The organism is Dactylosporangium sp. NPDC048998 (assembly GCF_043197855.1).
Classification (GTDB): Bacteria; Actinomycetota; Actinomycetes; order Mycobacteriales; family Micromonosporaceae; genus Dactylosporangium.
Genome location: NZ_JBICTV010000001.1, coordinates 115,004 through 140,225 on the forward strand (window position 1 = coordinate 115,004; position 25,222 = coordinate 140,225).

Below are 25,222 nucleotides of genomic sequence, written 5' to 3' on the forward strand. Positions count from 1 at the left end.
GTTGCCTGATCTCCAACCCTTAGGCTCTCCGCCACCGCCGGTCTGATCGACCGCGGCGGCCAGGCAGCTCGGAATAGTCGTCGCCGGATGCGGCGCAACACCCCCGTCTGCTGTCTCGGCCATGTCAATGAGGCACAGGAGGGCCACCGCTCGTGTCGTCACAAAGAACACCTGGGCAACGCCCAGGCAGGAAGCTGCTCGCCGTCTCGGCGCTGACCGCATTGGCGGTGGCGACCGTCTCCAATTCGGGCCCGGCACAGGCCGTCACCCCCGAATCCACCGGTACCGACCTGTACCTGGTCCAGGTCGAGGACGCGCCGGTCGCCTCGTACGAGGGTGACCTGGCCGGGCTGCCGGCCACCAAGCCGACCGGCGGCGACAAGGTGGATCTCAATTCCTCCGAGGCGCGGGCCTATCGCGGCCATCTCACCGCGAAGAAGAACGACATCCGGCGTAAGAGCGGCGTCAGCCAGAGCCAGGCGGTCCGAGACTTCGACGTGACCTTCAACGGCTTCGCGGCCAACCTGACCGCCGCGCAGGCCAGCAGCCTTCAGCACACCTCCGGCGTACTGAACGTGTGGAAGAACGAGGTCCGCGAGGTGGACACCGTCTCCACGCCGCGGATGCTCGGCCTCGACGGCAGCGACGGGGTCTGGGAGCAGCAGTTCAAGGGCGACGCGCACGCGGGCGAGGGCGTCATCGTCGGCGTCATCGACACCGGTATCTGGCCGGAGAACCCCAGCTTCGCCGCGCTGCCCGAACCGCGCCCGGATGCGAAGACGATCACCAAGAAGTGGAAGGGCGTCTGCGACCAGGGCGTCACCGACAAGATCACCTGCAACAACAAGGTGATCGGGTCCCGCTTCTACAACGCCAGCGGGCTCGGCGACAGGCTCCCCGGGGAGTTCAAGTCACCGCGTGACTACGGCGGCCACGGGTCGCACACCGCGTCGACCTCGGCCGGTAACTTCGGCGTGACCGCCACGATCAACGGCCTTGAGGTCGGCACCACGTCCGGCATGGCGCCGGCCGCCCGGATCGCCGTCTACAAGGCTCTGTGGCAGCAGCCCGGCGGCACGAGCAGCGGCGGTACGGTCGACCTGGTCGCCGCCATCAACGACGCCGTCGCCGACGGTGTGGACGTGATCAACTACTCCATCTCCGGCTCGACGACCTCGTTCGTCGACCCGGTCGAGCTGGCGTTCCTGAGCGCCGCCGACGCCGGTGTCTTCGTCGCCGCGTCGGCCGGCAACAACGGTCCCGCGGCGAGCACGGTCGCGCACAACTCGCCGTGGGTGACCACGGTCGCCGCGAGCACCCACGACCGCTCGTTCACCAAGACGCTCACCCTGGGCAACGGGGCCAGCTACAACGGCGTCGGTGTCGGCGGCGCGGTGGCCTCCACCGGGCTGGTCGACGCGACGACGGCCGGCAAGCTGGGCGTCGCGACCGGCGACGCCCAGCTGTGCCTGCTCGGCTCCCTCGACCCGGCGAAGGTGACCGGCAAGATCGTGCTGTGCAAGCGGGGCGTCAACGCGCGGGTGGAGAAGAGCAAGACGGTCCTCGACGCGGGCGGGGTCGGGATGATCCAGTACAACGACCCGGACAACTCGCTGAACGCGGACTTCCACTTCGTACCGTCGATTCACGTGGACCGGGCCTCCGGGCTGGCGATCAAGGAGTACGCGGCCACCGCCGGCGCCACCGCGGCCCTGTCGGCCAGCGTCGCCAGCACCGCCCGCGCTCCGGAGATGGCCGCCTTCTCGTCGGCCGGTCCGGCCCTGGCCGGCAACGGCAACCTGCTCAAGCCGGACATCACCGCACCCGGTGCCGACGTCATCGCTGCGGTCGCCCCGCCCGGGAACAACGGCAACAACTGGGACGCCTACTCCGGCACGTCGATGTCCAGCCCGCACATCGCCGGTCTGGCCGCACTGCTGATCAGCAAGAACCCGACGTGGTCCCCGATCTGGGTCAAGTCGGCCCTGATGACCACGGCCGGGCAGAAGGACAACACCGGCCAGCCGATCCAGCGCGCCGGCCGCGACGCCACCCCGCTGGACTTCGGCGCCGGGCATGTGCAGCCCGCCGCGTCGTTCAACCCGGGTCTGGTGTACGACAGCGGCTACGCCGACTGGGTGCGGTTCCTCTGCGGGACGGGCCAGCTCGGCGGGACGGTCTGCACCAAGTACGGGAAGATCGATGCGAGCGACCTCAACTACCCGTCGATCAGCATGGGCGCGGTGCCGGGCAAGCAGACCGTGACCCGCACGGTGACCAACGTCAGCGTGCAGAACGGAAACGGCGAGTACACCGCGAAGGTGGAGGCCCCGGCCGGCTACATGGTGGAGGTCTCGCCGTCCAAACTGAAGGTCAAGAAGGGGGAGTCGGCCACCTTCACGGTGACCGTCACCCGCACGACGGCGGCCCTGGGCGAGTGGGCTTTCGGCTCGCTGACCTGGGTGCCGAAGGTGCACGCACCTGGGAACGCCGACGTCCGTAGCCCGATCGCGGTCCGCGCGACGGCGATCGCCACGCCGAAGGAGATCAACGGCAGCGGGGCCAGCGGGTCCGCCGACGTCAAGGTCCGGCCCGGCTACACAGGCACGCTGACCGCGACCGTCAGCGGGGCGGTGCCGGCGGACGTCACCGCGCTCAACCTGGTCGGAACGAACACCTCGTTCAGCTCGGCCGCGCCGGCCACCGGCCCGGCAGTCGGCAAGGTCACGGTGACCGTGCCGGCCGGCAGCAAGCTGGCCCGGTTCGCCACCTTCGACGCGGACTACGGGGCGGGGACGGACCTCGACCTGTTCGCGTACAGCGGAGGACGGCTGGTCGCGCAGAGCGCCGGCGGCACCGCCGAGGAGTCGATCACGCTCACCGCGGCCGGCACCTACGACGTGTACGTGGTGCAGTTCGCTCTGCCGCCGGGCCAGACCCAGGCCACGGTCAAGCACCACGCCTGGGTGCTCGGTGGTGCGGCCGGCAACCTGACCGCGACACCGGCCAGCCAGGCGGTGACGACGGGAGCCGACGCGACGATGACCTTCGGCTGGACCGGCCTCACCGCCGGCACCCGCTACCTCGGTCTGGTCGTGTTCAGTGACGGCACCAGCGATCTCGCCCGGACGATCGTGTCCCTGAAGGCCTGACCGTTCCCGCAGTCCTGGCCGGCGGCCCTGCCTGAAGCAGTGGCTGCCGGCCAGAACTGTGCATCAGCGTCCGGGTTGGACGAGTCCGCACTCGTAGGCGAAGACGACGGCTTGGATTCGGTCGCGTAGGCCCAGTTTGGCGAGGACGCGGGTGACGTGGGTCTTGACCGTCGCCTCGCTCAGGTAGAGCTCCGCACTGATCTCGGCGTTGGAGCGGCCGCGGGCGATGAGCCCCAGCACCTCGAGTTCGCGCGGGGTCAGCGTCTGGAGTCCGGTGGGGCGGCCGGAGCCCGGCCGGGGGCGCCGGACGTACTCCTCGATCATTCGCCGAGTGATCTCCGGTGCCAGCAGCGCCTCGCCTGCGGCGACCGTTCGGGTGGCCCCGGCCAGCTCGCGGGGCGGTGCGCTCTTGAGCAGGAACCCGCTCGCCCCGGCACGCAGTGCCTGATAGACGTACTCGTCCTCGTCGAACGTGGTGAGGATGAGTACGCGTGCCCGGCAGCGGCCGCCGTCCAGGAGGCGACGCGTCGCCTCGATCCCGTCCATGCGCGGCATGCGGATGTCCATGAGGATGACGTCGGGCAGCAGCGTGAGCGCCTTGTCGATGGCCTCCATGCCGTCGGCCGCCTCGCCGATCACCTCGATGTCGTCCTGACCGTCCAGAATGGAGCGGAAACCGCCGCGCACGAGGGCCTGGTCGTCGACGAGCAGGACGCGGATCATCGCTGGTCCGCCTGCAGCGGCAGCCGCGCCGTAACGGTGAAGCCCGCCCCGGGCGCGGCCGCCGTCTCGAGCGTGCCGCCGTAGAGCCCGACCCGTTCGTGCATCCCGATGAGGCCGTGCCCGACCCGGTTCGCGCCGCCGCCGTCCGACCCGCCCTTCTTCCCGCTGTCCCGGACACTCACCCGCACCGACTGATCGTCGTAGTGCAACACGACGTGCGCGGTGGTCGGCGCCGCGTGCTTGAGCGCGTTGGTGAGCGCCTCCTGCACGATCCGGTAGACGGTCAGATCCACGCCGGGTGGCAGTGGCTGGGACGGACCCTCCACGGTGAGTTCGACCGGCAGGCCGATCTCGGCCATATGGTCGACCAGGTCGGCCAGGTCCGCCGTGCCCGGCTGCGGCTTGAGCGCGAGCCGGGCGCGTTCTCCGCGCAGCAGGCCGAGCATCCGCCGGAGCTCGCCGACCGCTTGCCGTCCGGTTTCCTGGACCGACTGCAGTGGCGCTCGGGCCCGTTGCGGGTCGCGGTCGAGCAGGTCCTCGGCGGCGCCCGCCTGGACCACCATGACGCTGACGCAGTGGGCCACGATGTCGTGCAACTCGCGCGCGATGCGAGCGCGTTCCTCGGCCAGCGCGGCACGGATCGCGTCCTCGCGATCGGCTTCCAGCTGCTGTGCGCGGGCGCGGTCGTCGGAGTGGCTGCGGGCGCGAGCTCGCAGCACCCGGCCGGCGACGAGGCATGCCGCCAGCGGCACCGCCGCGAACGGGAGGTTGCCGACGGTACCGGACTCCGGGTTGCGCAGGAACACGATGACCAAGCCGGCCACGATCGCGGCCGCGCCGATGACGGCCCGCGCCCGTTCACTGTGCCGGGTCACCGAGTAGCTGGCGACCAGGATCGGCAGGAAGTCGCCCCACAGCGTGACCGTCAGCGTCGTGGCCAGCATCGGGCCGGCGACGGCGACCGCGACGATCACGGCAGTGGCCAGCGGCGTCACCCTGCGCAGCGCCAGCACCGACGTCGCCACCAGGGTGGAGGCGGCCACGGCCGGCATCGGGCCGTACGGTGTCGAGTTGTCGAGCTGGAACACGAGATTGACCTGGGCGAAGGCGGCGATCGCGAGCGCGAACAGCGCGTCGGGCAGCACCCCAGCCGGCCTGCGCCGCAGCCATGCACGCGCCTCCGACTCCACCCGCGCTTGGGCCTGCACCGGTGCCGTCGACTGCATCACATCGGCAAGTTACCGGCGGCCGGCCCGGCGCGGCGTCATCCGCAGGTCGCATTTCCAGCGGGCCGGTTCGGACCGGGGTATGACCCGCCGCCGACCACAGCACGACGACGCCACGGGTCCGCCGGGTCGACGCTGAAGGCGCGCCGCCGACGGGCGGCATCACACACACAGCGCAGGGCGCTGCAAGCTCATGGAGGAGACCATGACCATCAACGTGAGGCGCCTTTGCGGATGGGCGCTCATCGTCGGCACGATCGTCACGATGGCGGGCTACAGCGCCGCCAATCTGCTCGCGCCCGGCAGCGGCGAGGAGGTGTTCCGCTACCGGCTCTGGCCGCTGTTCTACGGAGTCGCGCTGGTCGGCGACGTCGTCATCGCGCTGGGTCTGCCGGTGATCCTGACCTTCGCCGGGCGAGCGCCGAAGCTGCACATCGTCGGCTATGTCGGCGTCTTCGCCGCGCTGGTGATGCTCAACGTGGGCGAGGGCACGACCGAGGCGTTCGTCAAGCCGTACCTGGTCGATCACGGCGGCCTCCCCGCGGACGAGCCGGCCGGCTTCGCGGCCTTTGAGGGGATCGCACTGCTGGCCCTGGTCGTCGGCTCGATCTGCCTCGGCATCGCCATGCTCAGGGCCCGGACGCTGCCGTGGTGGGTCGGGGCCGCGATGATCCTCTCGTGTCTTGTCGGCGCCCTCGGGCTGCCCGGCGCCTGGTTCCTGCTGCCCGACGGCCTCTTCTACGCAACGCTGTTCGCAATCGGCGTCATCGCCGTGCGGAGGGGTATGGAGCGTACTTCCGCGACGATCGAGCAGGCGGTGGTCAGCCCGGCGAGGTGATCATTGCCTGCCATGTGTTGCGGTGGGTCTGTCATGGGCGCCTGATTTCAGGCGCCCATCCTCGCTTGCTCACCCCGCAGGTATGGTCGGGTCGCCGGCCGCGGCGATCGCCAGCGACTCCATCTCGGTCGCGCATGCGTGCGCGTCGGCCGCGGAAACGTAGCCCTCCGTGGTCACTCCCAGCACCAGCCCTTCGGGTGCCGCATTGACGTGCACGAACAGCCGTTCGCCCTGCGAGTTCTGGTACGGGAGCCAATGCGCCGTGCTGCGCTCGCGGGCGGCCCGCACCTGATCAAGCGTGGGTACCGGCCCGGCCGGCTTCTGCGCGAAGGCGAGCCGGTCGTTGTAGAAGCAACGCAGGTCGATGTCCCCACCCCGCTCCGCGGCCATGCGGTCGATCAGCTCGTCCAGCCGCACCGGGTCGTAGTAAGCATTCATGAACGCAGCCGACGACCGCTGCCGAACCTGCCCGACAGCGTCGGCAAACGTGAGCCCGGCGAGGTCGAAGACGCACAACGCCGGCTGGATGAGCGGGGACACGACATCCGCCAGGCCGGGCCGGAACCGGTTGCTCGACACCACCAGGACCGCCACCGGGCTGACGCCGCTCACCCGCGTCCGGGCGGCCGCGAACAGCGTCAGCAACACCGACGCGAACGGCTCCTGCAGCCGCTCGGCGATCACCTGCGCGGCCAGGTACATGGCTGGTGATTCGAACCGGAGCCTCAGGTACGGCGGCGCGGAGATGACTGGCGATTCGAACCGGAGCCTCAGGTACGGCGGCACGGACCGGTGGGCGGAGGCGGCCGGCCGTCCGGGTGCGAGCGCGGCCAGCTGCCGTTCCCAGTACCGCAGCGCCCGGTCGCACTGGCGTTGCCCGGCCGGAGAGGATTGCCAGTCGGCCAGCTCCAGCAGCTGCGTCCCGGGCGGCGGCGCCGGCGCGTGCCCGGTGACGGGGTCGCGGCCGGCCAGGTCGGCGTCGATGCGGCCCGTGGCGAAGCCGTCGACCGCCAGATGGCACACGACGCTCACCTGGTACACGGCGCGCCCGCACTGGCGCACCACGCCCATGCGCACCGGCCAGTCCCGCACGAAATCGAAGGCGGCGTTCTCGAAGCGCTCCCGCATCGCCTCGGCGGCCTTCGCCGGATCGTCGCCGTCCGGCACGTCCTCGACCTCCAGGTCGACGATGCCCTTGTGGGCAAGGACCTGCCGCGGCATGCCGTCGCCGGCGGTGTCCAGCCGGGTGCGCATCGATGGGTACCGGCTCATGACGAAACGCAGATCCGCGACGACGTCCGCGACGGTCGTGCCCTCGGGCAGCTCGCGGACCAGCGGAATCGGCATCCAGCTGTCCAGCCACCGCATCGTCCGCCACATTTCCCGCTGCCCCCAGGTCAGTTCCGCGGTACCAGCGCCGTCACCCTCGAAGGCGACCGGGATGCGCTCCGCCATGACTGTCCGTCCTCTCCGCCGCACATTGCGTCACCTTTTTCATTGATGGAAATACATCACTCGCGTAGTCGAGCGCAATGGCCTGTGGCGGCCGGGCGGTCGTACGATCGGGCGGCCGGACCGGACGGCGGCCTGGACGGGGCCGGCGAACCGGAACCGCCTGGCCGGACGGCGGACGCACCGCCGCCGCTGCGCCGGTAGGCTGCGCCCCGTGACGCCGATCTCGCCGGGGCTCGGCCTCGATTTCGGCACGTCGCACACCGTGGCGGTCCTCGCCCGCGACGACGGCCGGGTCGAGCCGCTGCTGTTCGACGCCTCCCCGCTGCTGCCCTCGGCCGTCTTCGCCGAGGAAGGCGGGCGGCTGCTGGTCGGGCGCGACGCCGACCGGGGCGCGCGCGTCGACCCCTCGCGATACGAGCCGAACCTGAAGCGCCGCCTCGACGACGGCGCGCTGCTGCTCGGCGACGCCGAGGTGCGCGTTGTCGACGCGTGCGCGGCCGTGCTGCGCCGGGTGCGCGGGGAGGCGGCCCGCACGCTCGGCGGGACGGTGCCCGGACGAACCGTGCTCACCTGCCCAGCCGGCTGGGGCCCGCGGCGGCGCGAACTGCTGGCGACCGCGGCGGGCGCGGCCGGCCTGTCCGGCGTCGAGCTGGTCAGCGAACCGGTGGCCGCGGCGGCGTACTTCACCCAGATCCTCGGGCACCTGGTGCGACACGGCGGCACGATCGTGGTGTACGACTTCGGCGGCGGCACCTTCGACGTGAGCGTGGTGCGGCGCACGGGCGACGACGCCTGGGCGGTCGTCGCGGCCGGAGGCCTCGACGACGTCGGCGGGGTCGACCTCGACGCCGCCGTCGTGGACTGGGCGCAGCGGACCGTGCGGCCGGACGACCCGGCGTGGCAACGGCTGCGCGCGCCGGGGACGCCGGCCGACCGGCGGCACCGCCGACACCTGTGGGACGACGCTCGAGCCGCGAAGGAGCACCTGTCGCGCGCCACCTCGGCGGGGCTGGCGGTGCCGATCCTCGACGTCGACGCACACCTGACCCGGGCCGAGTACGAGACGATCGCCCGGCCCTGGCTGGACCGCACCGTCCGGCTGACCCGCGACACGATCGCCGCGAGCCAGGTACCGGCGGACCGGCTCGCCGGCATCTTCCTGGTCGGCGGGGCCAGCCGCACGCCGCTGGTGGCGACGATGCTGCACCGGGCGCTGGGGCTGGCGCCGATCGCCATCGAGCAGCCCGAGCTGGTGGTGGCGCACGGCTGCCTCACCATGCTGCCCGCGGCGGCGCGGCCGTCGTCTCCGGCGCCATCACACCGTTCGTCGGCGCCGCCATCGTCTCCGGCTGCACCGCGACCGTCGTCACCGCCGGCGTCATCGCGAAAGCCGGTCCCGGCACAGCGGGCGGCGGGTGGAAGCCAGTCCGCCGGCCGCCTCGGGGAGCGGCCCGGCAGTCTGCGGGCGGGCCGCGACCACGAGACGCACGTCGTGCTGAGCCCGGCGCAGGCAGCCAAGGGCGGCCGCCTCACGCTGAGTATGGAATGGCCCGCCCTGTGCCCGCCGTGCTCCGGCACCGGCGTGGCGGGCGGCGCCGGACGTGGCCCGCGATGCGCCGCCTGTGCCGGCTCGGGCCTGACCGGCCGGCTGGACCGGCGGTCGGTGCAGGTGCGCCTGCCGGCCGGCGTCACCGACGGCCAGCGGGTGCGGCTGGCCGGCGGGGCGCACCCCAGCCCTGACGACGGCGGACCCGCCGGCGACCTGCTCGTCACGGTGCGCGTGCGATAGCCATAGCGTCGCGCCTTGGTCAGGTTCGCGTCCGGAACGGGGCGAGGGTGGCACGGACCTGGTCGGCCGCGCCCCAGTCGTCGTCGAACTGGGCCAGCACGGCGAGGTGCTGTCGTAGCTGGACAATCGGCATCCGGGCCCGCCAGTCGTCATCGAGGGAGGTCAGCTCCGCATAGACCGCGAAGAACCGTTGCGCCTCGGGCGGGGGCGAGGTGGACCACACGTGGGCGAGGTCGACCTCGGCCCACATGTAGGACACGGCCGGGTCGATCAGCGCGGGCTGCCCGTCCGGGGTGGCCAGGACGTTCTGTGCCCACAGGTCGCCGTGCGTCAGGCATGCCGGCCGGTCCGGCAACAGGTCGGGCAGCCGGTGACACAGCCGCTCCAGCGCCGCCCGGTCTCCGGGGTCGAGTGCCGCCTCGACGCGGGGCTCTCCGAGCCACCGAAGCAGCCGGTGCTGTGCGAAGAATGCGAAGCCGTCGTCATCCCAGGTATTGCTCTGCCGGCGGCGACCCAGCCAGTTGTCGCGGTGCCATCCGAAGCGAGGATGGGTCGTGCCCATGTGCAGGCGGGCGAGCGTGTGCGCGAACTGCTCCCAGAAGGTCTCGCTGCGCGGCCTCGGCCGCAGCACCGACAACACCAGCAGTTCTCGGTTCGCCAGGATCACCTCGGGTGTCGCCGCGCCGCCGAGCTCGCGCAGGGCGGCCAGCCCTTCGGCCTCCGCGACGAAGACGTCGTCGGCCGGCGCGTCGGCGAAGGCCTTGACGAACACCGACGGCGCGTCCCGGCGGGCGGCTATGCCCGCGAGCGCCGCGACCCCACCCGTTGCCGGCTCCACCGTGACGACATCGCACATCCCGGCCCGGAGCAGGCACTCCAGCAGCAACGTCGTCGAGCGCGGCCGCCTCACTCGCTGACCAATCGGGCCAGCAGCAGTTCCTCCAGTGTCTGGCGCACCCACGCCTCGCACCGGTCGTAGTCCCATCCGTGCTCGGTGACGAACTGCACGTATGCGTCGATGGAACTGATCACCGCGACGGCCGCAGCCGCGGTATCCGCGTCGAGGCCGGGGCGCAGCGCGCCCACCGCTTGCAGGCGCCCGACGGTGAATCTGGCCCCGGCGAGGTGACGGGCGATGCCCCCGGCGTACGCGGTGGCGATGTCGGCGTCGACATGGGCGGCCGAGCGCAGGCCGGCCAGGATGGCGCGGCAGCGCTCGTTGAGCTGGCGGGTGATGCGGGCCTGGTAGCCGATGATCTCCCTGGGGTCGGTAGCCTGTGCGCCCTTGCGGGCCAGCTCCGGGATGCCGGCGATCTCGTCGACCTCGTCGAGCATGGCCGTGATGAGCTGGGCCTTCGAACCGACGCTGCTGTAGATGGTCTGGACGGAAACACTCGCCCGCGCCGCGATGTCCGCGACCGAGGTGCGGGCGTAGCCGCGCTCGGTGAACAGCTCCGTCGCCGCCAGGATGATGTCCCGGCGGGTCTGTGCCGCCTGCATCTGTCGCCTATTGGGCTTTCTGGTCTCTTGTGCCACGCGCTCGCTTCACCTTAACGTCGTTCCAGTGAACGTAATTGCATTCTAGTTAGGAGGTCCGGTGTCCTCTCCAACACTTTCCAGCAGGCTAGTGCCGCCGATCCCCGCCGTCACAGTGACCGCGCTCGGCGCCGTCGCCACGTTCGCGCTGGCCCGGGTGCTCTGGCCCGACCCGGCCGGTGCGCCGACCCCCTCGGCCGACCTGCTGCCCTTCTTCCTCCTGCTCAGCGTGGCGGAATCGGTCGTCTTCGGACTCGGCCTCGCGTTCCTCGCCTTCGGGCTCGCCCCCCTGCGGCGGGCCAAGGCCGGGGCCGCTCTCACCTGGGCGGCGTACCTGTCGATCGGGTTCATGCTGCTCAGCTGGTGGCCGCACGACAACATGCACCGCGTGCTGTCACACGGCGACTTCGCCGGGCTCGTCCAAATCGAGTACCTGTTCCACGCCCCGCTCATCGCCGCCGCCGTCATCGTGGCGGCGTTCTTCCTGCGTTCCGTCGGAGGCCGCCGTGCCGACGCGTGAGCAGACCATCCGCGGCGTGTACCGCGACATGTTCGAGACCGGCGACGTCAGCAAGGCGGACCTGATCGTGACCGCCGACTTCGTCGATCACGCCGCACCGCCCGGACCGGCCGCCCGCGGACCCCAGCAACTCGCCGCCGTCATCGGCTACCTGCACGGCGCGCTGGCCGACATCGGGTACACCGTCGAGGACCTGATCAGCGAGGGCGACCGGTTCGCCTACCGGTCCACCCTCAGCGCCACCCAGGTCGGTACCCTGTTCGGCTTCCCGCCCACCGGCCTGCGCTTCACCATGCAGCAGCTGCACATGGTCCGGTTCGACGGCGACCGCATCGCCGAACACTGGGCCTGCCGCGACGATTTCGGCGCACTGCGCCAGCTCGGACACCTCTCCTGACCGACCACCGCGGGGCCGCTCACCAGCGGCCCGGCCGTCCGGATCGACAAGGAAGTCATGCGAAAGCAGATAGTAACCGCGGCACTCACAGCAGTCGCTGCAGCCGGATGCGGCAGCGCCACACCCACCGCCGTCGACCACACCCCGAACCACACTGCGTCTGAGGCGACGACGTCCGGTACACCGAACCCGTGCGAACTCGTCACGTCCGCGGAAGTCTCGACAACGATGCACGCCACGGTCACCGCCGAGCCTCCGGTCGGAAAAGACGGGCTCCCCGGCCAGGTCACCTGCCATTTCACCCAGCCGAACTCGATCTCGTCGGTCAGCGTCGCCGTGTGGCCGGCCGACCCGACGCTGTTCGACCGGATGAAAACGCAGGCCGGCTCCGTCCATGACCTGCCCGGCCTCGGCGACAAGGCGTTCGGCGAGCCACGCGCCGTCTACGTGCTGCGCGGCGGCTGGATGGTCAACGTCGTCATCATCGGCTTCGACGTCAGCACCACGGCAGAGGCGGCATCGATAGCCCATACCGCGATGGAACGCCTGTGAAACCGGGTCAGCCGGCCCTGCGGCGGATCCGCCAGAGGGCGCAGCCGGCCAGGAGCAGGGCCAGGAGGGTGTACGCCGACAGCTCGATCCACTGGAACGGCCAGTAGCGGCTGCCGGGCTGGTACGTGTACGAGAAATGGAGGTTCTGCCGCTCCATGCACTCCATGTCCTTGCCGAAGCCGCCAGTCATGCAGGGGCGGGCCTGCGTAGGGGTGTAGGGCGTGCCGTCCGCGTTGTACACCCTGCTCAGCGACTGCATCGGCCAGGTGCCCGGCATGACGTAGCCGCGGACGCTGGCCCCGGTGTCGGGGTTGATGCCGAGACCCTGGGCGTGTTGCATCGCGTCGGCGGTGAACCGCACGGTGCTGGTGACCGGCGGCAGGATGTGGGTGCGGATCGCCGTGGGCACCACGATCTGCAGGACGGCGAACACGCCGAGGGTGATCGCCATGGCCGGCACCGTGCGGCGCACCAGCAGCCCGACGAGCACGCCGAGGACGAACGCGAACGCGGCATAGCCCAGCGGGACCACGTTGCGTGCGGCGAAGCTCATCGCGGCGAACCGGTCGCCGGCCCACTGATCGTAGCGACTCGCGTTCCACGTGAGCAGCAGACTCAACGCCGCGGTGACCGCGACGGCCGCGGCGCCGACCAGCACCAGCTTCACCGCGAGCCAGCGGCCGCGGGTGACACTCTGGTTCCACACCAGCAGGTCGGTCCGGGTCTCCAGCTCCCGGGCCACCAGCGGCGCGCCCCAGAAGGCGCCGATGAGCCCCGGCAGGACGAGCAGCAGCAGGCCGAGCAGCGAGACCTGCGCGACGTAGCGGTCGGCGAACAGCCGCCGGGTGTTGTCGCAGTCGCTCGGCACGCAGTTGACCACGTCGACGGTGTAGTCGTGCCGGATGCGGACGCCGAGGTAGACCAGGTAGGCCGCGAGCACCGCCAGCCCGATCGCCGCGACGAGGAGCTGCGTGCGCAGCTGCCGCCAGGTGAGCCAGATCATCGCTGCGCCTCCATCGCCATCATGTACGCCAGGCCGACGTCCTCCAGGTCCGCGCGCTCGGCGCCGGGGATCGGCTCCGTCGAGCGGACGATCGCCGTGCTGCCCGCGACCGTGTGCTCGGTGTGCACGACCCGCGCCGTGGCCGGCAGCCGCCCGTCGAGACCGCGGCCGTCCACCCGCAGCCGGTGGTGCACCGACAGCAGCTCGGTGACGTCACCGGCGACCTGCACCCGCCCGCCGGCCAGCACCACCAGGTGGTCGCAGACCTGGGACAGGTCGCTCAGCAGGTGCGAGGACAGTACGACGCTCACCCCGAGTTCCTCGACGAACGACAGCAGATCGCGCATGAACGCCCGGCGCGCGATCGGGTCCAGCGACGCGACCGGCTCGTCGAGGATCAGCAGCTCACCCCGCTTGGCCGCGGCGACGGTCAAAGCCAGCTGGGCGCGCTGGCCACCGGAGAGCCGCCCCGCCTTCTGCGCCGGGTCGAGGCCTAGCCGTTCGACGCGCCGCCGGGCCAGCGCCTGGTCCCAGCGCGGGTTCAGCCGCGCGCCAAGCGTCAGGTGCTCGGCGACCGACAGACCCGCGTAGAGCGGCGCGTCCTGCGCGACGAAGCCGACCCGCGCCAACTGCGCCGCGCTACCGGCCGGCGGCGCGCCGAACACCTCGATGCGGCCCTCGCTGGGCGTGATGAGCCCGCACGTCAGCGACAGCAGCGTGGACTTGCCGGCCCCGTTGGGCCCGACCAGGCCCACGATCTGCCCCGCCGGCACCCGGCGCCGTGCTGCTGATTCTCGTCGCCAGCCTGGCCCGCACCCTGCCGTCCGAGCAGCGGTCTACGATCGCGCTGGCCGGCATCCCAGTGGCGCCGCCGCCGGCACCGCCGCCGCCCGCACCCGGCCGGGACGCGGTTCGCGCCGGCCCGCTCACCGGCCCCGACACCTTCCCAGACGAGGTGCTCATCGTGCCCGGCGTCGCGCTGTTGCTCATGGTGCCGCTGTCGCTCGGATTCGGCTGGCTGATCGCCGGGCGGATGCTGCGCCCGATCCGCACGATGACCGGGTCGCTGCAGCGGATCTCCGGCCGCAACGTCCACGAACGGCTCGCGCTGACCGGTCCCCGCGACGAGTTCAAGGACCTCGCCGACACCATCGACGGACTGCTCGGGCGGCTCGAGGTCGCCCTCGACGGGCACAAGCGGTTCGTCGCCAACGCCGCCCACGAGCTGCGCACGCCGCTCACCGTGGAGCATGCCCTGTTGGAGGAGCCGCTCATCGACCCCGGTGCCACCGTGGAGTCGTACCGCGCCAACTTCGAGCAGCTGCTGGCGGTCAACCGGCACCGGGGCGAGCTGCTGGAGTCGCTGCTGACGCTCGCCGGCAGCGAGCCGGCCCGCGACGAGGGCGAGCCGGTTCAACTCGACGACATCGTGACCGCGGCGCTGGCCGAGCGGTCCGCCGAGCTGGAGCGGCACGACCTGCGGGTCGAGGCCGTGATCCGCCCGACCACGATCCTCGGCGACCGGATGCTGCTGGCCCGGCTCGTGGCGAACCTGCTCGACAACGCCATCCACTACAACGAGCCCGGCGGCACCGTCGAGATGAGCGTCCGCGCCATCGATGGCCACGCCCGCCTCATCGTGGCCAACACCGGCGCCCTCGTGCCGCCCGAGCAGGTCGACCGGCTCTTCGAGCCGTTCCAGCGCCTGCACCGTGTCGCCGACGACGGCCACCACGGCCTGGGCCTGTCCATCGTGCGCGCCATCGCGCTTGCGCACGCCGCCCACCTCACCGCGCAGGCCCACCCCGGCGGCGGCCTGCGCATTGAGGTCCTGTTCCTGCCCGATGTGGACGGGTCGACGGCCGCCGGCGTCCGGCGCCGTGAAGTCATCGATCGGCAGCTATGACCCGCATCACTACGCCGCAAGGCGCGCTCGGCCCGAGGGCCGACGACATTGCCGGCAGCGGTCCAAGAGCAGGTACGAGCTCTTGGGCATGACGGACAGGTACGGGCTCAGCCGATCAGCGGGCGGCTGACGACGTTGTCGGCGCGGCCGCTCAGTTCCCGAATGAGTGTCTCTTGGGCGTCGCGCATCGCCTCGGCGTACGGCGGTTCGGCGAGCCGCCGCATTCCTACCTCGGGTGCGACGTCCTCGACCACCGCGCTGATCCACCAGATGTTGCCGAACGGGTCACGTATCCGACCGCCCCGCTGGCCGAAGGCTTGGGTGGCCGGTGCGGTGACCACGCGGGCTCCGGCGGCGACGGCACGCTTGATCGTCCCGTCGGCATCGGCGACGAAGACCCGCAGTAGCGAGGGCATGGCCGGCCAGTCCGGTAGCCGGTCGAAGGCGAGCAGGACGGTGTCGCCGACGCGGATCTCGGCGTGACCGATCGTCCCGTCCTCCAGCCGTACGCGCCCCAGCTCGACCCCGTCGAACACCGCGGTGATGAAGTCCAGCAACTGGCCGGTGTCCGGCGTGACGATCCACGGCGCGACGGTCGTGTACCCGGCCGGTGGGGTGCTGCTCACGAAATCTCCCTCATGTCGTAGCAGACGTTCGCTCCCACGGTAGATCTTGTATAGGTCAGTTCCCGGCCTAGTCGAGCGGCACAATGGCAGCTGTGTCCGGCGCGCGTGCCCGATTGCTGTCCCTGCTGTCGCTGTTGCAGACCCCTCGGCTGTGGCCGGGCAGCGAGCTGGCGCAGCGGCTCGGGGTGTCCGGCCGGACCGTGCGGCGCGACATCGACCGGTTGCGGGAGCTGGGCTACCCGGTGCACGCCGAGCAGGGCGGGCTGGGCGGGTACCGGCTGACGGCCGGTGCGGCGATGCCGCCGCTGTTGCTGGAAGACGACGAGGCGGTCGCCGTGGCCATCGGGCTGCGTACGGCGGCGACGCAGGCGGTGGCCGGGGCGGACGAAGCGGCGGTGCGGGCGCTGCGCAAGCTGCTCCAGGTTCTGCCGGCCCGGCTGCGTCGCCGGGTCGACGCACTGGCCTCCTCAACTGTGGCCCACCCATTCTTCTTGGCTGCGGATCCGGTGGACCCCGACGCGCTGGTCGTCACCGCCGCGACGATCGCCGATCACGAGCGGCTGCGGTTCCGGTACCGCGACGAGGGCCGGCACGTCGAGCCGCGCGCCTTGCTGACGGCCGGGGGACGCTGGTACCTGCTCGCTTTCGACCTCGATCGCGACGACTGGCGGACCTTCCGACTGGACCGGGTTACACAGCTCGCCGCGACCGGTGCCCGGGCGGTCACGAGGGAGGTACCCGGCGGGGACGTCGCCGCCTTCGTCGCCAGCCGCACGATGCAGATGGCCCCGACCTACCCGGCCGACGTAGTGATCCACGCACCAGCCGCCCACGTGGCGGACCGCCTCGGCGGGCCACCGCCCGGCACCCTGACCGACCAGCCGGACGGCACCTGTCGGTGGCTCACGCCGCCGGACACCGCCGAATGGCATGCGCTCCGGCTGGCGTCGATCGGGCTGCCATTCGAGGTCAGCGGCCCGGCGGAGCTGGCCGCCCACCTCAGGTCAACAGCCGCGCTGTTCCAAACAGCCGCAGCGGGATCAGGCCGGTCCGCGACGCGATCATCACGAGCGGGACGGGGCCGTGTCCGCCCAGCGTCACCGCCGCCCAGTTGATGTGCTCCTGAAACGAGCGCTCTGCGAACCTTCTCCCGCGACGGCGGACCGATGACCGATCCGGGCTGATGCCGCGCGTCCCGATCGGGCGCATCGTGTGCCTGTACCGCCAATTCCGGCCTGTGGACAGCGTTACCTCCGGGCTCGGATGGACCGGGCGCAGGCTGAGCTCCATGGCGCGCCGATGACCGAAACGCACAGATGGTCGAGCCCGTATCCCTGGAACGACATGAGCGCGTCATGGACGGGGCGAACACATCAGGATTGCGCTCATCGCGAGTTCGCGATTTCTGAAAGGCGCCTCGGCGCGAACTCAAGCGGTACATGCACGCACCGAGAGCGTAGCGGCGCTTGGGTTCAGGAACCGGAGGCTACGGATCTGCAAAGTTGATCGATCGAGGGACGGTGTCCAACGTGCCGAACCCCGGCCGCCCGGCATCCAACACCGGGCCGTCAGATCGACTTGACGTCAGGGTGATCTGACGAAAAGCTGTGCACGTGGTCACACCGGATGAGGCGGAGCGGCGGTTCACATTGCTGACCGCGGCTGCGCGATTCGACGAGCTGCGCCGCCGCGACGCGCTGGCGCCGCCAGGGGTGGAGGATCCGGATCCGCAGGCGGCGCCGTTGACCCGGGATGAGGCGTTGGAGCTGCTCGCGTTGGGTGAGGTGCTGATCCGTAAGGCGGGTTACGGGCGGCAGCTCACGGTGCGCACGGCCCGCGCCACCGGTGCCTCGTGGTCGCAGATCGGCGCCGCGCTGGGCACCAGCAAGCAGTCCGCGTGGGAGACCCACCTTCGGTGGATGGAAGAGCAGGAGAACCCCGATGAGTGACGATACGACCCTGCGCCCATTCCGGCTGGAGGTGCCTGAGGGAGATCTGGCGGATCTGCGGGCCCGGCTGGCGCGGACCCGCTGGCCGCAGCAGCTGCCCGGCACCGGCTGGAGCCGTGGCGTGCCGGTCGAATACCTGAAGGAGTTGGTCGAATACTGGCGCACCGGCTACGACTGGCGGGCGCACGAGGCCCGGCTCAACCAGATCCCGCAGTTCACCACCGCCATCGACGCAGTCGACGTGCACTTTCTTCACGCACGTTCGTCCGAACCGGACGCGTTGCCGCTGATCATCACCCACGGGTGGCCGGGCTCGGTGGTGGAATTCCTCGACATCGTCGGCCCGCTCACCGATCCTCGCCGGCACGGCGGTGACCCGGCTGACGCCTTCCACGTCGTAGCGCCGTCCATCCCCGGCTTCGGGCTGTCCGGACCCGTCCGCGAGTCAGGGTGGGACGTGCCGCGCATCGCCCGAGCCTGGGCCGAACTGATGCGGCGGCTGGGCTATCACCGCTACGGCGGGCAGGGCGGCGACTGGGGGCACGCCATCACCCGCGAGCTGGGGATCATCGACAACGACCGGGTGGTCGGGGTACACCTCAACACCGTGCTCACCCTGCCCTCGGGTGATCCCGGCGAGGCAGCGACATTGGGCGATGAGGACCGGGCCCGGCTGGAACAGTTCTCCCGAGTGGAGCCGGACCTGTCCGGCTACGCGAAGATCCAGGGCACCCGGCCGCAGACCCTGGCATACGGGCTGAGCGACTCTCCGGTCGGCCAACTCGCCTGGATCGTCGAGAAGTTCAAGGAGTGGACGAACTCGAAGCAGTCACCCGACGACGCCGTCGATCGCGACCAGCTGCTGACCAACGTGACGTTGTACTGGCTCACCGGCACCGCCGGCTCCTCGGCCAACCTTTACTACGAGACCTACCACCCCGCCACACCTCCGACCAACCGTCGGTCAAGCACACCGACCGGGGTCGCCGTCTTCCCGCATGATGCTGTGCTACCCGTGCGGCGGCTGGCCGAACGAGACAACCACATCGTCCACTGGCGCGAGTTCGACCGCGGCGGCCACTTCGCCGCTATGGAACAGCCCGCCCTGCTCGTCGACGACATCCGCGCCTTCTTCCGCCCGCTGCGGCGACGACCACAGCAGCCGACCTAGATCGCGACGGCGATCTTGACATCCGCATCTGTTTGACATGCGCGTTGATCAAGTGCACGTAGTCGCGACCTGGGCGCACGCGTCATCGCCCATCGGGTCAACGCGAGGATGCCCCGGCCGTTGGGCCGGGGCATCCTTCGATTGCCTACTCGAACGCGAAGGTGACCTTGTGTCTGCCAGCAGCGCGCACCGATGAGGTTTTCGCGCAGCGCCCGTCTGTACGTATGAGATCGACTTACGAGAGGCTGGCATGATGCGGAAACTGACCTTCGGCATGAATGTGACCCTGGACGGCTACATCGCCGCGCCCGGCGACGACCTCGGCTGGAGTGGCGGTGAGGGACCGGACTCGCCGCCGAGCGACGAGCTGTTCCAGTGGTGGTCCGACCGGGTGGGGGCGACGGGCCTGGCGCTGTATGGGCGCAAGCTGTGGGAGGTGATGAGTTCCCACTGGCCGACCGCCGACCAGCAGCCCGGCGCCACACAGGCGGAAATCGAGTACGCCCGCCGCTGGCGGGACATGCCGAAGGTGGTGTTCTCCTCGACGACCAGCACGGTCGACTGGAACACCCGCCTGGTCACCGGCGACGCGGTCACCGAGATCACCCGGCTCAAGACAGAGGACGCCGGCCCGATGGACATCGGCGGCGCGACGCTCGCCGGGGCGGCCATGCGGGCCGGGCTGATCGACGAGTACATGCTGGTCACCGTGCCGGTCCTGGTGGGCGGCGGCACGCCGTTCTTCACCGCGCTGGACAGCTGGGTGAACCTGAACCTCGTGGAGACGCGGACATTTCCCGGCGGCGTCGTGCTGACCCGATACGAGACGAGGCGATGAGCACGGGCCAGTTGCTCGGTTCGTGAGGCCGGGTCGAAATCCTTCCTGACGTTCTTCGGGCATCAAGATGCCCCGCCGGCAACGCCGGCGGGGCGGTGGTGTTCGCGTTGTCGCGTTGGTGTTCAGCTGGTCGGGGTGCTCATTCCGCGGTGACTTCGGTGACTTCGGTGACGCCGGCCCGTGGCGCTGGACTCGTCGACGACGGGGACTTGTCTGATCACAGTGTCGGGGGCAGGTCCAGCCATGGTTTGTCGGTGGCGTCGAATCCGGTGAGTTCGGCGATCTTCCCGTCGACGATGTGCAGGACCGCGATGTTGAACAACCGGTACTCCGGGTCGTCAGGGGTGCGGAGGTACAGCGCGGCGGCGGGCATGCGGTTGACCCTCGTGGCGATACAGCGCCAGTCGTCGTAGCCGGGCTGGAAGAGCCCACCGGAGACCCAGCCGTCCACCGCGTCCTTGGCCGTGATGACCGAGGTGCCCGCCTCGGGCAGCATCACGAAGCGCAGGTCGTCGCGGAGCAGGGACATCAGCCCGTCGAGGTCGTTGCGCTCATGGGCGTCGATGTACGACTTCACCACGCCGCGCTCGTCATTCGACAGCTCGTGGGCGGCGGGGCTCCGCCAGTCGAGGCGGCGGTCGGGCAGCTGCTCGCGCATCGTCACGCGCGCCCGCTGCAGCGCGCTGGTCACCGATGCGATGGTCAGATCGAGGGCGTCGGCGGCCTTCGACGCCGGCCAGCCGACGACGTCGCGCAGGATGAACACCGCCCGCTGCCGCGGCGGCAGGTGCTGGACGGCGACGATGAACGCCAGCTCGATCGTCTCCCGCGCCACCACCGATTCCTGCGGGTCCTCGGGGAGCATCCGGTCGGGGTACGGCTGCAGGTACAGCACCTCGGAGCTGGAGTCCGACAGCCCGGACGGTACGGGTGTGCGGTCATTGCGCTTCTCCAGGAAGTCAAGGCAGACGTTCGTCGCGATCCGGTACAGCCAGGTCCGCAGCGCAGCGTGGCCCTTGAACGACTCCCGCTTGTTCCACGCTCGCAGGAACGTCTCCTGCGTCATGTCCTGGGCGTCCTCGTAGTTCGCAAGCATCCGGTAGCAGTGCACCTGCAGCTCACGCCGGTGGCGCTCCGTGATGAGCGCAAACCGCGCCGTATCGCCTGAGCGAACCACCGCGATGAACGAGGCCTCGTCAGCGCCCAGCGGTCTAGCGTCGGTCATGGTCACCAATCCTTCCACCGGTGCGAGGGGCTACCAGAACCGACGACGTGGCGGAAGAATTCTGATCGGTGAAGCCGCTGACACCGGGCCGTTCGTCAGGGCGGATGGGTCGGGTCGATCCAGGGTAGGTGCTCCAGGTCAGACACAGGCCGCCGTAGTACCCGATGAACACCTCGTCCAGGACCCACATCAGCATCACCCGGGCCAGAAACTTGCCTTTCCACCACGCCATCGTCACCGGGCTAGCAACTTCACGCGGCCAGCGGAAACACCCAAACGAGGTGAGGCCCAATCAGAGTGCCGCACTTCGCAGCGACCGGCGAGTGGGCCAAATCAAGATACCGCCCGACCCCGCAACCCAGACACCGAGGCCACTTCAGAATGCCGAACCGGGCCACTTCAACTTGCCGAAATCAGGCAGGACGCATGCCGGATGAGAGCCACACCAAATTACGGTGGGCAGCCGCGATAGGAGCGATCCCGCCGGTCACCTCGACCAAGCCTGGCCGGGCTGCGGTCGTACCGCCAGTCAACATGTAGCAGCGATCCCGGCGCGTTCCGCGCCCGTACATCGAGCCAACGCAAGGATGCCCCCAGCCGCTCGGCCGGGGGCATCCTTAAACGTCTACTCGAACGCGAAACCGGCCTCTACGATCAGTGATCGGCCGGTCGCGCTGCGCGTTTGTAGTTCTGTGACGTGCCCCCGGCAGGATTCGAACCTGCGCTCCCGCCTCCGGAGGGCGGTGCTCTATCCCCTGAGCTACGGGGGCCTCGCGACCCCGAACAGATTAGCAGAGCCCCTCCCCGCCCCGCTCACCGGTTCCCCTCTGGCGGATGAGGCGAGCGGGCGAGGAAGGTCGGCTCAGGAGGACAAGGGCTGGGCGCCCAGGTCCTTCAGTTTTTCGGTCAGTTGGGAGATGTCGTACGACTGGGAGACTCGCATCTGTTCGGCGGCGTCGCGGACCTCGCTGGTCTGGGCGTCCTTCGCGGCCACCTCGGCCATGTGGATGCCGCCCAGGTGGTGGCGCAGCATCAACTGGCACCACAGGGTGTCGAAGTCCTTGCCCGTCGACGACTTCAGCTTCTTGAGGTCGTCGTCGGAGGCCATGCCGGGCATGCGGCCGTCCGGCTGGAGGGTGTTCATCCCCGACGGCATCCAGGCCATGGCGCGGTTGGTGGACGTGGGGGAGAGGTGCCACTCCGTCAACCAGGTTTGCATCTGGCCGATCTGCCACTGCTGGCTCGCCGCGATGTCGTACCCCAGGGTGCGGATGTCGTCCGTCGTGCCGAGGCGGTAGGCGAACATGCCCATCTCCACGGCCTGGGCGTGGTGGAGGCTCATGTCGCGGGCGAAGCCGGCGTCGACCGAGTCGTCGCCGGGGGCGCTCAGCGTCGGGATCAGGTAACCGATGGCGGCGCCGGTCACCAGCAGGAGGATTACGGCGAGCACGCCTACGCTCAGGCGTGCCCGCCGTGAAAGTTGCGCGAACACGGTGGCTAGTTGCCGCCCATCTGGGTCGTGCCGCCGTCCTTGCCGAGATCGCGCGGCGTGGTACCGGTCTCGGTGATGATGTCGCCGCTGGAGCAGGGGGTGCCGGCCTCGAGGCTGGCGTTCTTGCGCAGCGCCTTGATGAACTCGTCGATGCGCTTGTCGTCGGCGTTGTCGACCTTGAGCTGGAAGCCCCACGCCTGCAGCGAGATCGGCTTGTCCAGGTTGGGGTACGGGCTCATCAGCATGTACTCGTTGCCGCGGACCCGCTTGGCCAGCTGCTCCACCTGGTCGGCGGACAGGCTCGGGTTGTACGTGATCCAGACGGCGCCGTGCTCCAGGCTGTGCAGTGCGTGCTCGTTCGCGATCGCGGCCGGGTACACGTCGCCGAGGCAGCGCTGCCAGTTGGCGTTGTGGTTGCCGGCGACCGGCGGGCTCAGCTTGTACGTCTGCGGGCCCCACACGTGCTCGCGCTGGCCGACCATGGCCTTGTCGAGCTTGTAGTAGTCCTTGATGCCGCTGATCTGGTCGGCGCGGTCGTGCCAGCCGAGGCCGTTCTCGTACACCTGGTAGCCGGCGAAGCCGACGATGCCCAGCGCCAGCACGCCGACGGTCGTGAACAGCGCGATCGGGCCCCAGGACATGCCCTGCTTGACCTTGACCGGGGCGATCTTCTTGACGGCCGGGCGGCTCGCCGTGGCCGGGCGCTTGCCGGCGGGCGCGGTCTTGCGGGCCGGGGCCGACTTGCGCGAGTTGGCCCTGGGCTTGGCCGGAGCGGCGGTGTCCTCGTCGTCAGCCTCGTCAGCCTCGTCAGCGGCGGAGGAATCGGCGTCGGACGAATCCGAAATCTCCGATTCGTCCAAAACCTCCGCATCGAGCTCCGCGTCCTCGTCACCGCCCTGCTTCGGCTTCGCGCCGGAGACGGCCTTGGTGGACGGCTTGCGGTTGCCGCCACTGTGCTGGGTGCTCATGCTCATCTCGTCGCCTCGCAACGCTCAGCGCTGTGCTCGATCATCGGGCCTCGTCTGGTCAACGGTCGGGGGGCACGGCGGGGAACTGGTCCGGCGGGTCCCGACTTCGCAGAAGTGCGGTCCCAGCCGTCCCGCATTGTGACCAGCACAACGGGCCGCCGCCAAGTACGGGAGTCTACCCCCGATAACATTTGTCGGTGACTCCCGCTGAACTCGCCGTAGCAGTCCTCGACGCCGCCCGCGCGGCCATCACCGAACGTGACCTCGACGCGTCCGTTCTCCCGGCGACGACCAGCGTAGAGCGACCACGAAACCCGGAGCATGGTGACTATGCGTCCAATATCGCCCTGCAGCTCGGCAAGAAGGTCGGGCTGAGCCCGCGCGAGCTGGCCGCCGCGGTGGCGAAAAATTTGCAGGAAACTCCCGGGATCGATGCCGTGGAGATCGCCGGGCCCGGGTTCCTGAATATCCGGCTGTCCGCGGCCGCCGCCGGCGAGCTCGCCGGGCTGGTCGTGCGGGCCGGCCGGGCGTACGGCCACAGCGAGACGCTGGCCAAGGAGAAGATCAACCTGGAGTTCGTCTCGGCGAACCCCACCGGCCCCGTCCACCTCGGCCACACCCGCTGGGCCGCGGTCGGCGACGCGCTGGGCCGCATCCTGGCCGCCGCGGGCGCCGACGTCACCCGCGAGCACTACATCAACGACGCCGGCGTGCAGATGAACCGCTTCGGCGAGTCGGTCATGGCCGCCGCCAACAACCAACCCACCCCGCCGGACGGCTACCCCGGCGAGTACATCCAGGACATCGCGAAGACCATCGTCGCCGCAAATCCGGACATTCTGCAAAAATCCGAAAAAGACCAAAAAGTAGCCTTCCTCGCGGAAGGCTACAAGGCCATGCTCCAGGAGATGCGGGACAGCCTCGAGCGCTTCGGCGTCCACTTCGACGTCTGGTTCTCCGAGAAGACCCTGCACGAGGGCGGCGCCGTCGAGCACGCCCTCGACGAGCTGCGCAAGCAGGGCCACGTCTTCGAGTCCGAGGGCGCCGTCTGGCTGCGCACCACGGACTTCGGCGACGACAAGGACCGGGTCCTGATCCGCTCCAACGGCGAGAAGACCTACTTCGCCGCCGACGCCGCCTACTACATCAACAAGCGCGAGCGCGGCTTCGACCGCTGCATCTACATGCTGGGTGCCGACCACCACGGGTACATCGGCCGCCTCAAGGCGATCGCGGCCTGCGCCGGCGACGACCCGCAGCGCAACATCGAGGTGCTCATCGGCCAGCTGGTCAGCCTGCTGCGCGGCGGCGAGCCGGTGCGGCTGAGCAAGCGGGCCGGCACGCTGATCACGCTCGACGAGCTCATCGACGCCGTCGGCGTGGACGCGGCCCGGTACTCCCTGGCCCGCTCCTCCACGGACTCGTCGCTGACCCTGGACATCGAGGTCATCACCCGGCAGAAGAACGACAACCCGGTCTTCTACGTGCAATATGTGGGCGCGCGCACCGCCTCGGTCGCCCGCAACGCCGCCGAGCTGGGCCTGGAGCGCGGCGACGCCTACGACGCCGCCCTGCTCGTACACGAGAAGGAATTGGATCTTCTGAAGGCGCTCGGCGACTTCCCGGCCGTCGTCGCGACCGCGGCGGAGCTGCGCGAGCCGCACCGCGTGGCACGCTATCTGGAGGACCTGGCCGCGGCGTACCACCGGTTCTACGACAACTGCCGGGTGCTGCCCCAGGGCGACGAACCGTTCACGGAGACCAACCGGGCGCGGCTGTGGCTCAACGACGCCACCCGCCAGGTGATCGTGAACGGCTTGGACCTGCTCGGCGTCTCGGCGCCGGAACGGATGTAG

23 protein-coding genes and 1 tRNA gene are annotated in these 25,222 nt (G+C 70.3%); 12 read left to right on the forward strand and 12 right to left on the reverse strand.

Going from position 1 to position 25,222, the window contains the following annotated elements:
• The first annotated feature begins 152 nt into the window (after positions 1-152).
• Positions 153-3,152, forward strand: a complete 3,000-nt coding sequence (locus ACGFI8_RS00595; protein ID WP_392797918.1) for a S8 family serine peptidase — start codon at positions 153-155, stop codon at positions 3,150-3,152.
• Positions 3,153-3,215: 63 nt separating this feature from the next.
• Here the strand turns inward: ACGFI8_RS00595 and ACGFI8_RS00600 are convergent, their stop codons facing one another.
• Positions 3,216-3,875 carry a response regulator gene (locus tag ACGFI8_RS00600; RefSeq protein ID WP_392797921.1) on the reverse strand — a complete coding sequence of 220 codons (660 nt, stop codon included), beginning with the start codon at positions 3,873-3,875 and terminating at the stop codon, positions 3,216-3,218.
• A complete protein-coding gene (locus ACGFI8_RS00605) occupies positions 3,872-5,101 on the reverse strand; it encodes a sensor histidine kinase (RefSeq protein WP_392799562.1) in 1,230 nt (409 codons plus the stop codon). Before ACGFI8_RS00605 ends, ACGFI8_RS00600 begins: the two co-directional genes overlap by 4 nt.
• Positions 5,102-5,306: 205 nt before the next feature.
• On the opposite strand from ACGFI8_RS00605, the gene ACGFI8_RS00610 reads away from it, so the two are divergent.
• Positions 5,307-5,939, forward strand: a complete 633-nt coding sequence (locus ACGFI8_RS00610; RefSeq protein ID WP_392797924.1) for a hypothetical protein — start codon at positions 5,307-5,309, stop codon at positions 5,937-5,939.
• A gap of 69 nt (positions 5,940-6,008) precedes the next feature.
• Here ACGFI8_RS00610 and ACGFI8_RS00615 read toward each other — a convergent pair whose 3' ends face one another.
• On the reverse strand, positions 6,009-7,394 hold the full coding sequence (locus ACGFI8_RS00615; RefSeq protein WP_392797927.1) for a condensation domain-containing protein: 1,386 nt from the start codon (positions 7,392-7,394) through the stop codon (positions 6,009-6,011).
• Between the two features lie 211 nt (positions 7,395-7,605).
• Between ACGFI8_RS00615 and ACGFI8_RS00620 the strand changes: the two genes are divergently transcribed.
• Positions 7,606-9,183: an Hsp70 family protein gene (locus ACGFI8_RS00620; protein WP_392797930.1), complete on the forward strand. Its 1,578-nt coding sequence runs from the start codon at positions 7,606-7,608 to the stop codon at positions 9,181-9,183.
• 19 nt (positions 9,184-9,202) lie between these two features.
• On the opposite strand, the gene ACGFI8_RS00625 is transcribed toward ACGFI8_RS00620, so the two are convergent.
• Both ACGFI8_RS00625 and ACGFI8_RS00630 read right to left on the reverse strand, forming a co-directional pair.
• Entirely contained in the window at positions 9,203-10,093 is an 891-nt protein-coding gene (locus tag ACGFI8_RS00625) for a fructosamine kinase family protein (RefSeq protein ID WP_392797932.1), read from the reverse strand.
• Positions 10,090-10,719: a TetR/AcrR family transcriptional regulator gene (locus tag ACGFI8_RS00630; RefSeq protein WP_392797935.1), complete on the reverse strand. Its 630-nt coding sequence runs from the start codon at positions 10,717-10,719 to the stop codon at positions 10,090-10,092. The genes ACGFI8_RS00625 and ACGFI8_RS00630 overlap by 4 nt, the downstream gene beginning before the upstream one ends.
• Positions 10,720-10,780: 61 nt before the next feature.
• On the opposite strand from ACGFI8_RS00630, the gene ACGFI8_RS00635 reads away from it, so the two are divergent.
• From ACGFI8_RS00635 to ACGFI8_RS00645, 3 genes are all read left to right on the forward strand, one after another.
• Positions 10,781-11,239: a hypothetical protein gene (locus ACGFI8_RS00635; RefSeq protein WP_392797938.1), complete on the forward strand. Its 459-nt coding sequence runs from the start codon at positions 10,781-10,783 to the stop codon at positions 11,237-11,239.
• Positions 11,226-11,636, forward strand: coding sequence for an ester cyclase (locus ACGFI8_RS00640; protein ID WP_392797940.1), 411 nt, complete (start codon positions 11,226-11,228; stop codon positions 11,634-11,636). Before ACGFI8_RS00635 ends, ACGFI8_RS00640 begins: the two co-directional genes overlap by 14 nt.
• Before the next feature lie 228 nt (positions 11,637-11,864).
• Entirely contained in the window at positions 11,865-12,188 is a 324-nt protein-coding gene (locus tag ACGFI8_RS00645; RefSeq protein ID WP_392797943.1) for a hypothetical protein, read from the forward strand.
• Between the two features lie 7 nt (positions 12,189-12,195).
• Here ACGFI8_RS00645 and ACGFI8_RS00650 read toward each other — a convergent pair whose 3' ends face one another.
• Both ACGFI8_RS00650 and ACGFI8_RS00655 read right to left on the reverse strand, forming a co-directional pair.
• Positions 12,196-13,191, reverse strand: coding sequence for an ABC transporter permease subunit (locus tag ACGFI8_RS00650; RefSeq protein ID WP_392797946.1), 996 nt, complete (start codon positions 13,189-13,191; stop codon positions 12,196-12,198).
• Positions 13,188-13,964 carry an ATP-binding cassette domain-containing protein gene (locus tag ACGFI8_RS00655; protein WP_392797949.1) on the reverse strand — a complete coding sequence of 259 codons (777 nt, stop codon included), beginning with the start codon at positions 13,962-13,964 and terminating at the stop codon, positions 13,188-13,190. Before ACGFI8_RS00655 ends, ACGFI8_RS00650 begins: the two co-directional genes overlap by 4 nt.
• An 8-nt stretch (positions 13,965-13,972) precedes the next feature.
• Between ACGFI8_RS00655 and ACGFI8_RS00660 the strand changes: the two genes are divergently transcribed.
• Positions 13,973-15,097, forward strand: a complete 1,125-nt coding sequence (locus tag ACGFI8_RS00660; protein WP_392797951.1) for an ATP-binding protein — start codon at positions 13,973-13,975, stop codon at positions 15,095-15,097.
• Positions 15,098-15,204: 107 nt separating this feature from the next.
• Here the strand turns inward: ACGFI8_RS00660 and ACGFI8_RS00665 are convergent, their stop codons facing one another.
• Positions 15,205-15,723, reverse strand: coding sequence for a VOC family protein (locus ACGFI8_RS00665; protein WP_392797953.1), 519 nt, complete (start codon positions 15,721-15,723; stop codon positions 15,205-15,207).
• Between the two features lie 92 nt (positions 15,724-15,815).
• On the opposite strand from ACGFI8_RS00665, the gene ACGFI8_RS00670 reads away from it, so the two are divergent.
• The 4 genes from ACGFI8_RS00670 to ACGFI8_RS00685 all read left to right on the forward strand — a co-directional run bounded on the left by ACGFI8_RS00670 (position 15,816) and on the right by ACGFI8_RS00685 (position 19,681).
• Entirely contained in the window at positions 15,816-16,838 is a 1,023-nt protein-coding gene (locus tag ACGFI8_RS00670) for a helix-turn-helix transcriptional regulator (RefSeq protein ID WP_392797955.1), read from the forward strand.
• Positions 16,839-17,336: 498 nt separating this feature from the next.
• A complete protein-coding gene (locus tag ACGFI8_RS00675) occupies positions 17,337-17,672 on the forward strand; it encodes a hypothetical protein (RefSeq protein ID WP_392797958.1) in 336 nt (111 codons plus the stop codon).
• A 10-nt stretch (positions 17,673-17,682) separates the two neighbouring features.
• Entirely contained in the window at positions 17,683-18,843 is a 1,161-nt protein-coding gene (locus ACGFI8_RS00680; RefSeq protein WP_392799563.1) for an epoxide hydrolase family protein, read from the forward strand.
• A 250-nt stretch (positions 18,844-19,093) separates the two neighbouring features.
• Positions 19,094-19,681: a dihydrofolate reductase family protein gene (locus ACGFI8_RS00685; RefSeq protein ID WP_392797961.1), complete on the forward strand. Its 588-nt coding sequence runs from the start codon at positions 19,094-19,096 to the stop codon at positions 19,679-19,681.
• 217 nt (positions 19,682-19,898) lie between these two features.
• Here ACGFI8_RS00685 and ACGFI8_RS00690 read toward each other — a convergent pair whose 3' ends face one another.
• The 4 genes from ACGFI8_RS00690 to ACGFI8_RS00705 form a co-directional block, all read right to left on the reverse strand.
• Entirely contained in the window at positions 19,899-20,906 is a 1,008-nt protein-coding gene (locus tag ACGFI8_RS00690; protein ID WP_392797963.1) for an RNA polymerase subunit sigma-70, read from the reverse strand.
• A 698-nt stretch (positions 20,907-21,604) separates the two neighbouring features.
• Positions 21,605-21,676 (reverse strand) — tRNA-Arg (locus tag ACGFI8_RS00695).
• A gap of 92 nt (positions 21,677-21,768) precedes the next feature.
• On the reverse strand, positions 21,769-22,356 hold the full coding sequence (locus ACGFI8_RS00700) for a DUF305 domain-containing protein (protein ID WP_392797966.1): 588 nt from the start codon (positions 22,354-22,356) through the stop codon (positions 21,769-21,771).
• A gap of 47 nt (positions 22,357-22,403) precedes the next feature.
• Entirely contained in the window at positions 22,404-23,366 is a 963-nt protein-coding gene (locus ACGFI8_RS00705) for a DUF3105 domain-containing protein (RefSeq protein ID WP_392797969.1), read from the reverse strand.
• A gap of 197 nt (positions 23,367-23,563) precedes the next feature.
• Between ACGFI8_RS00705 and argS the strand changes: the two genes are divergently transcribed.
• Entirely contained in the window at positions 23,564-25,222 is a 1,659-nt protein-coding gene (argS, locus tag ACGFI8_RS00710) for an arginine--tRNA ligase (protein WP_392797972.1), read from the forward strand.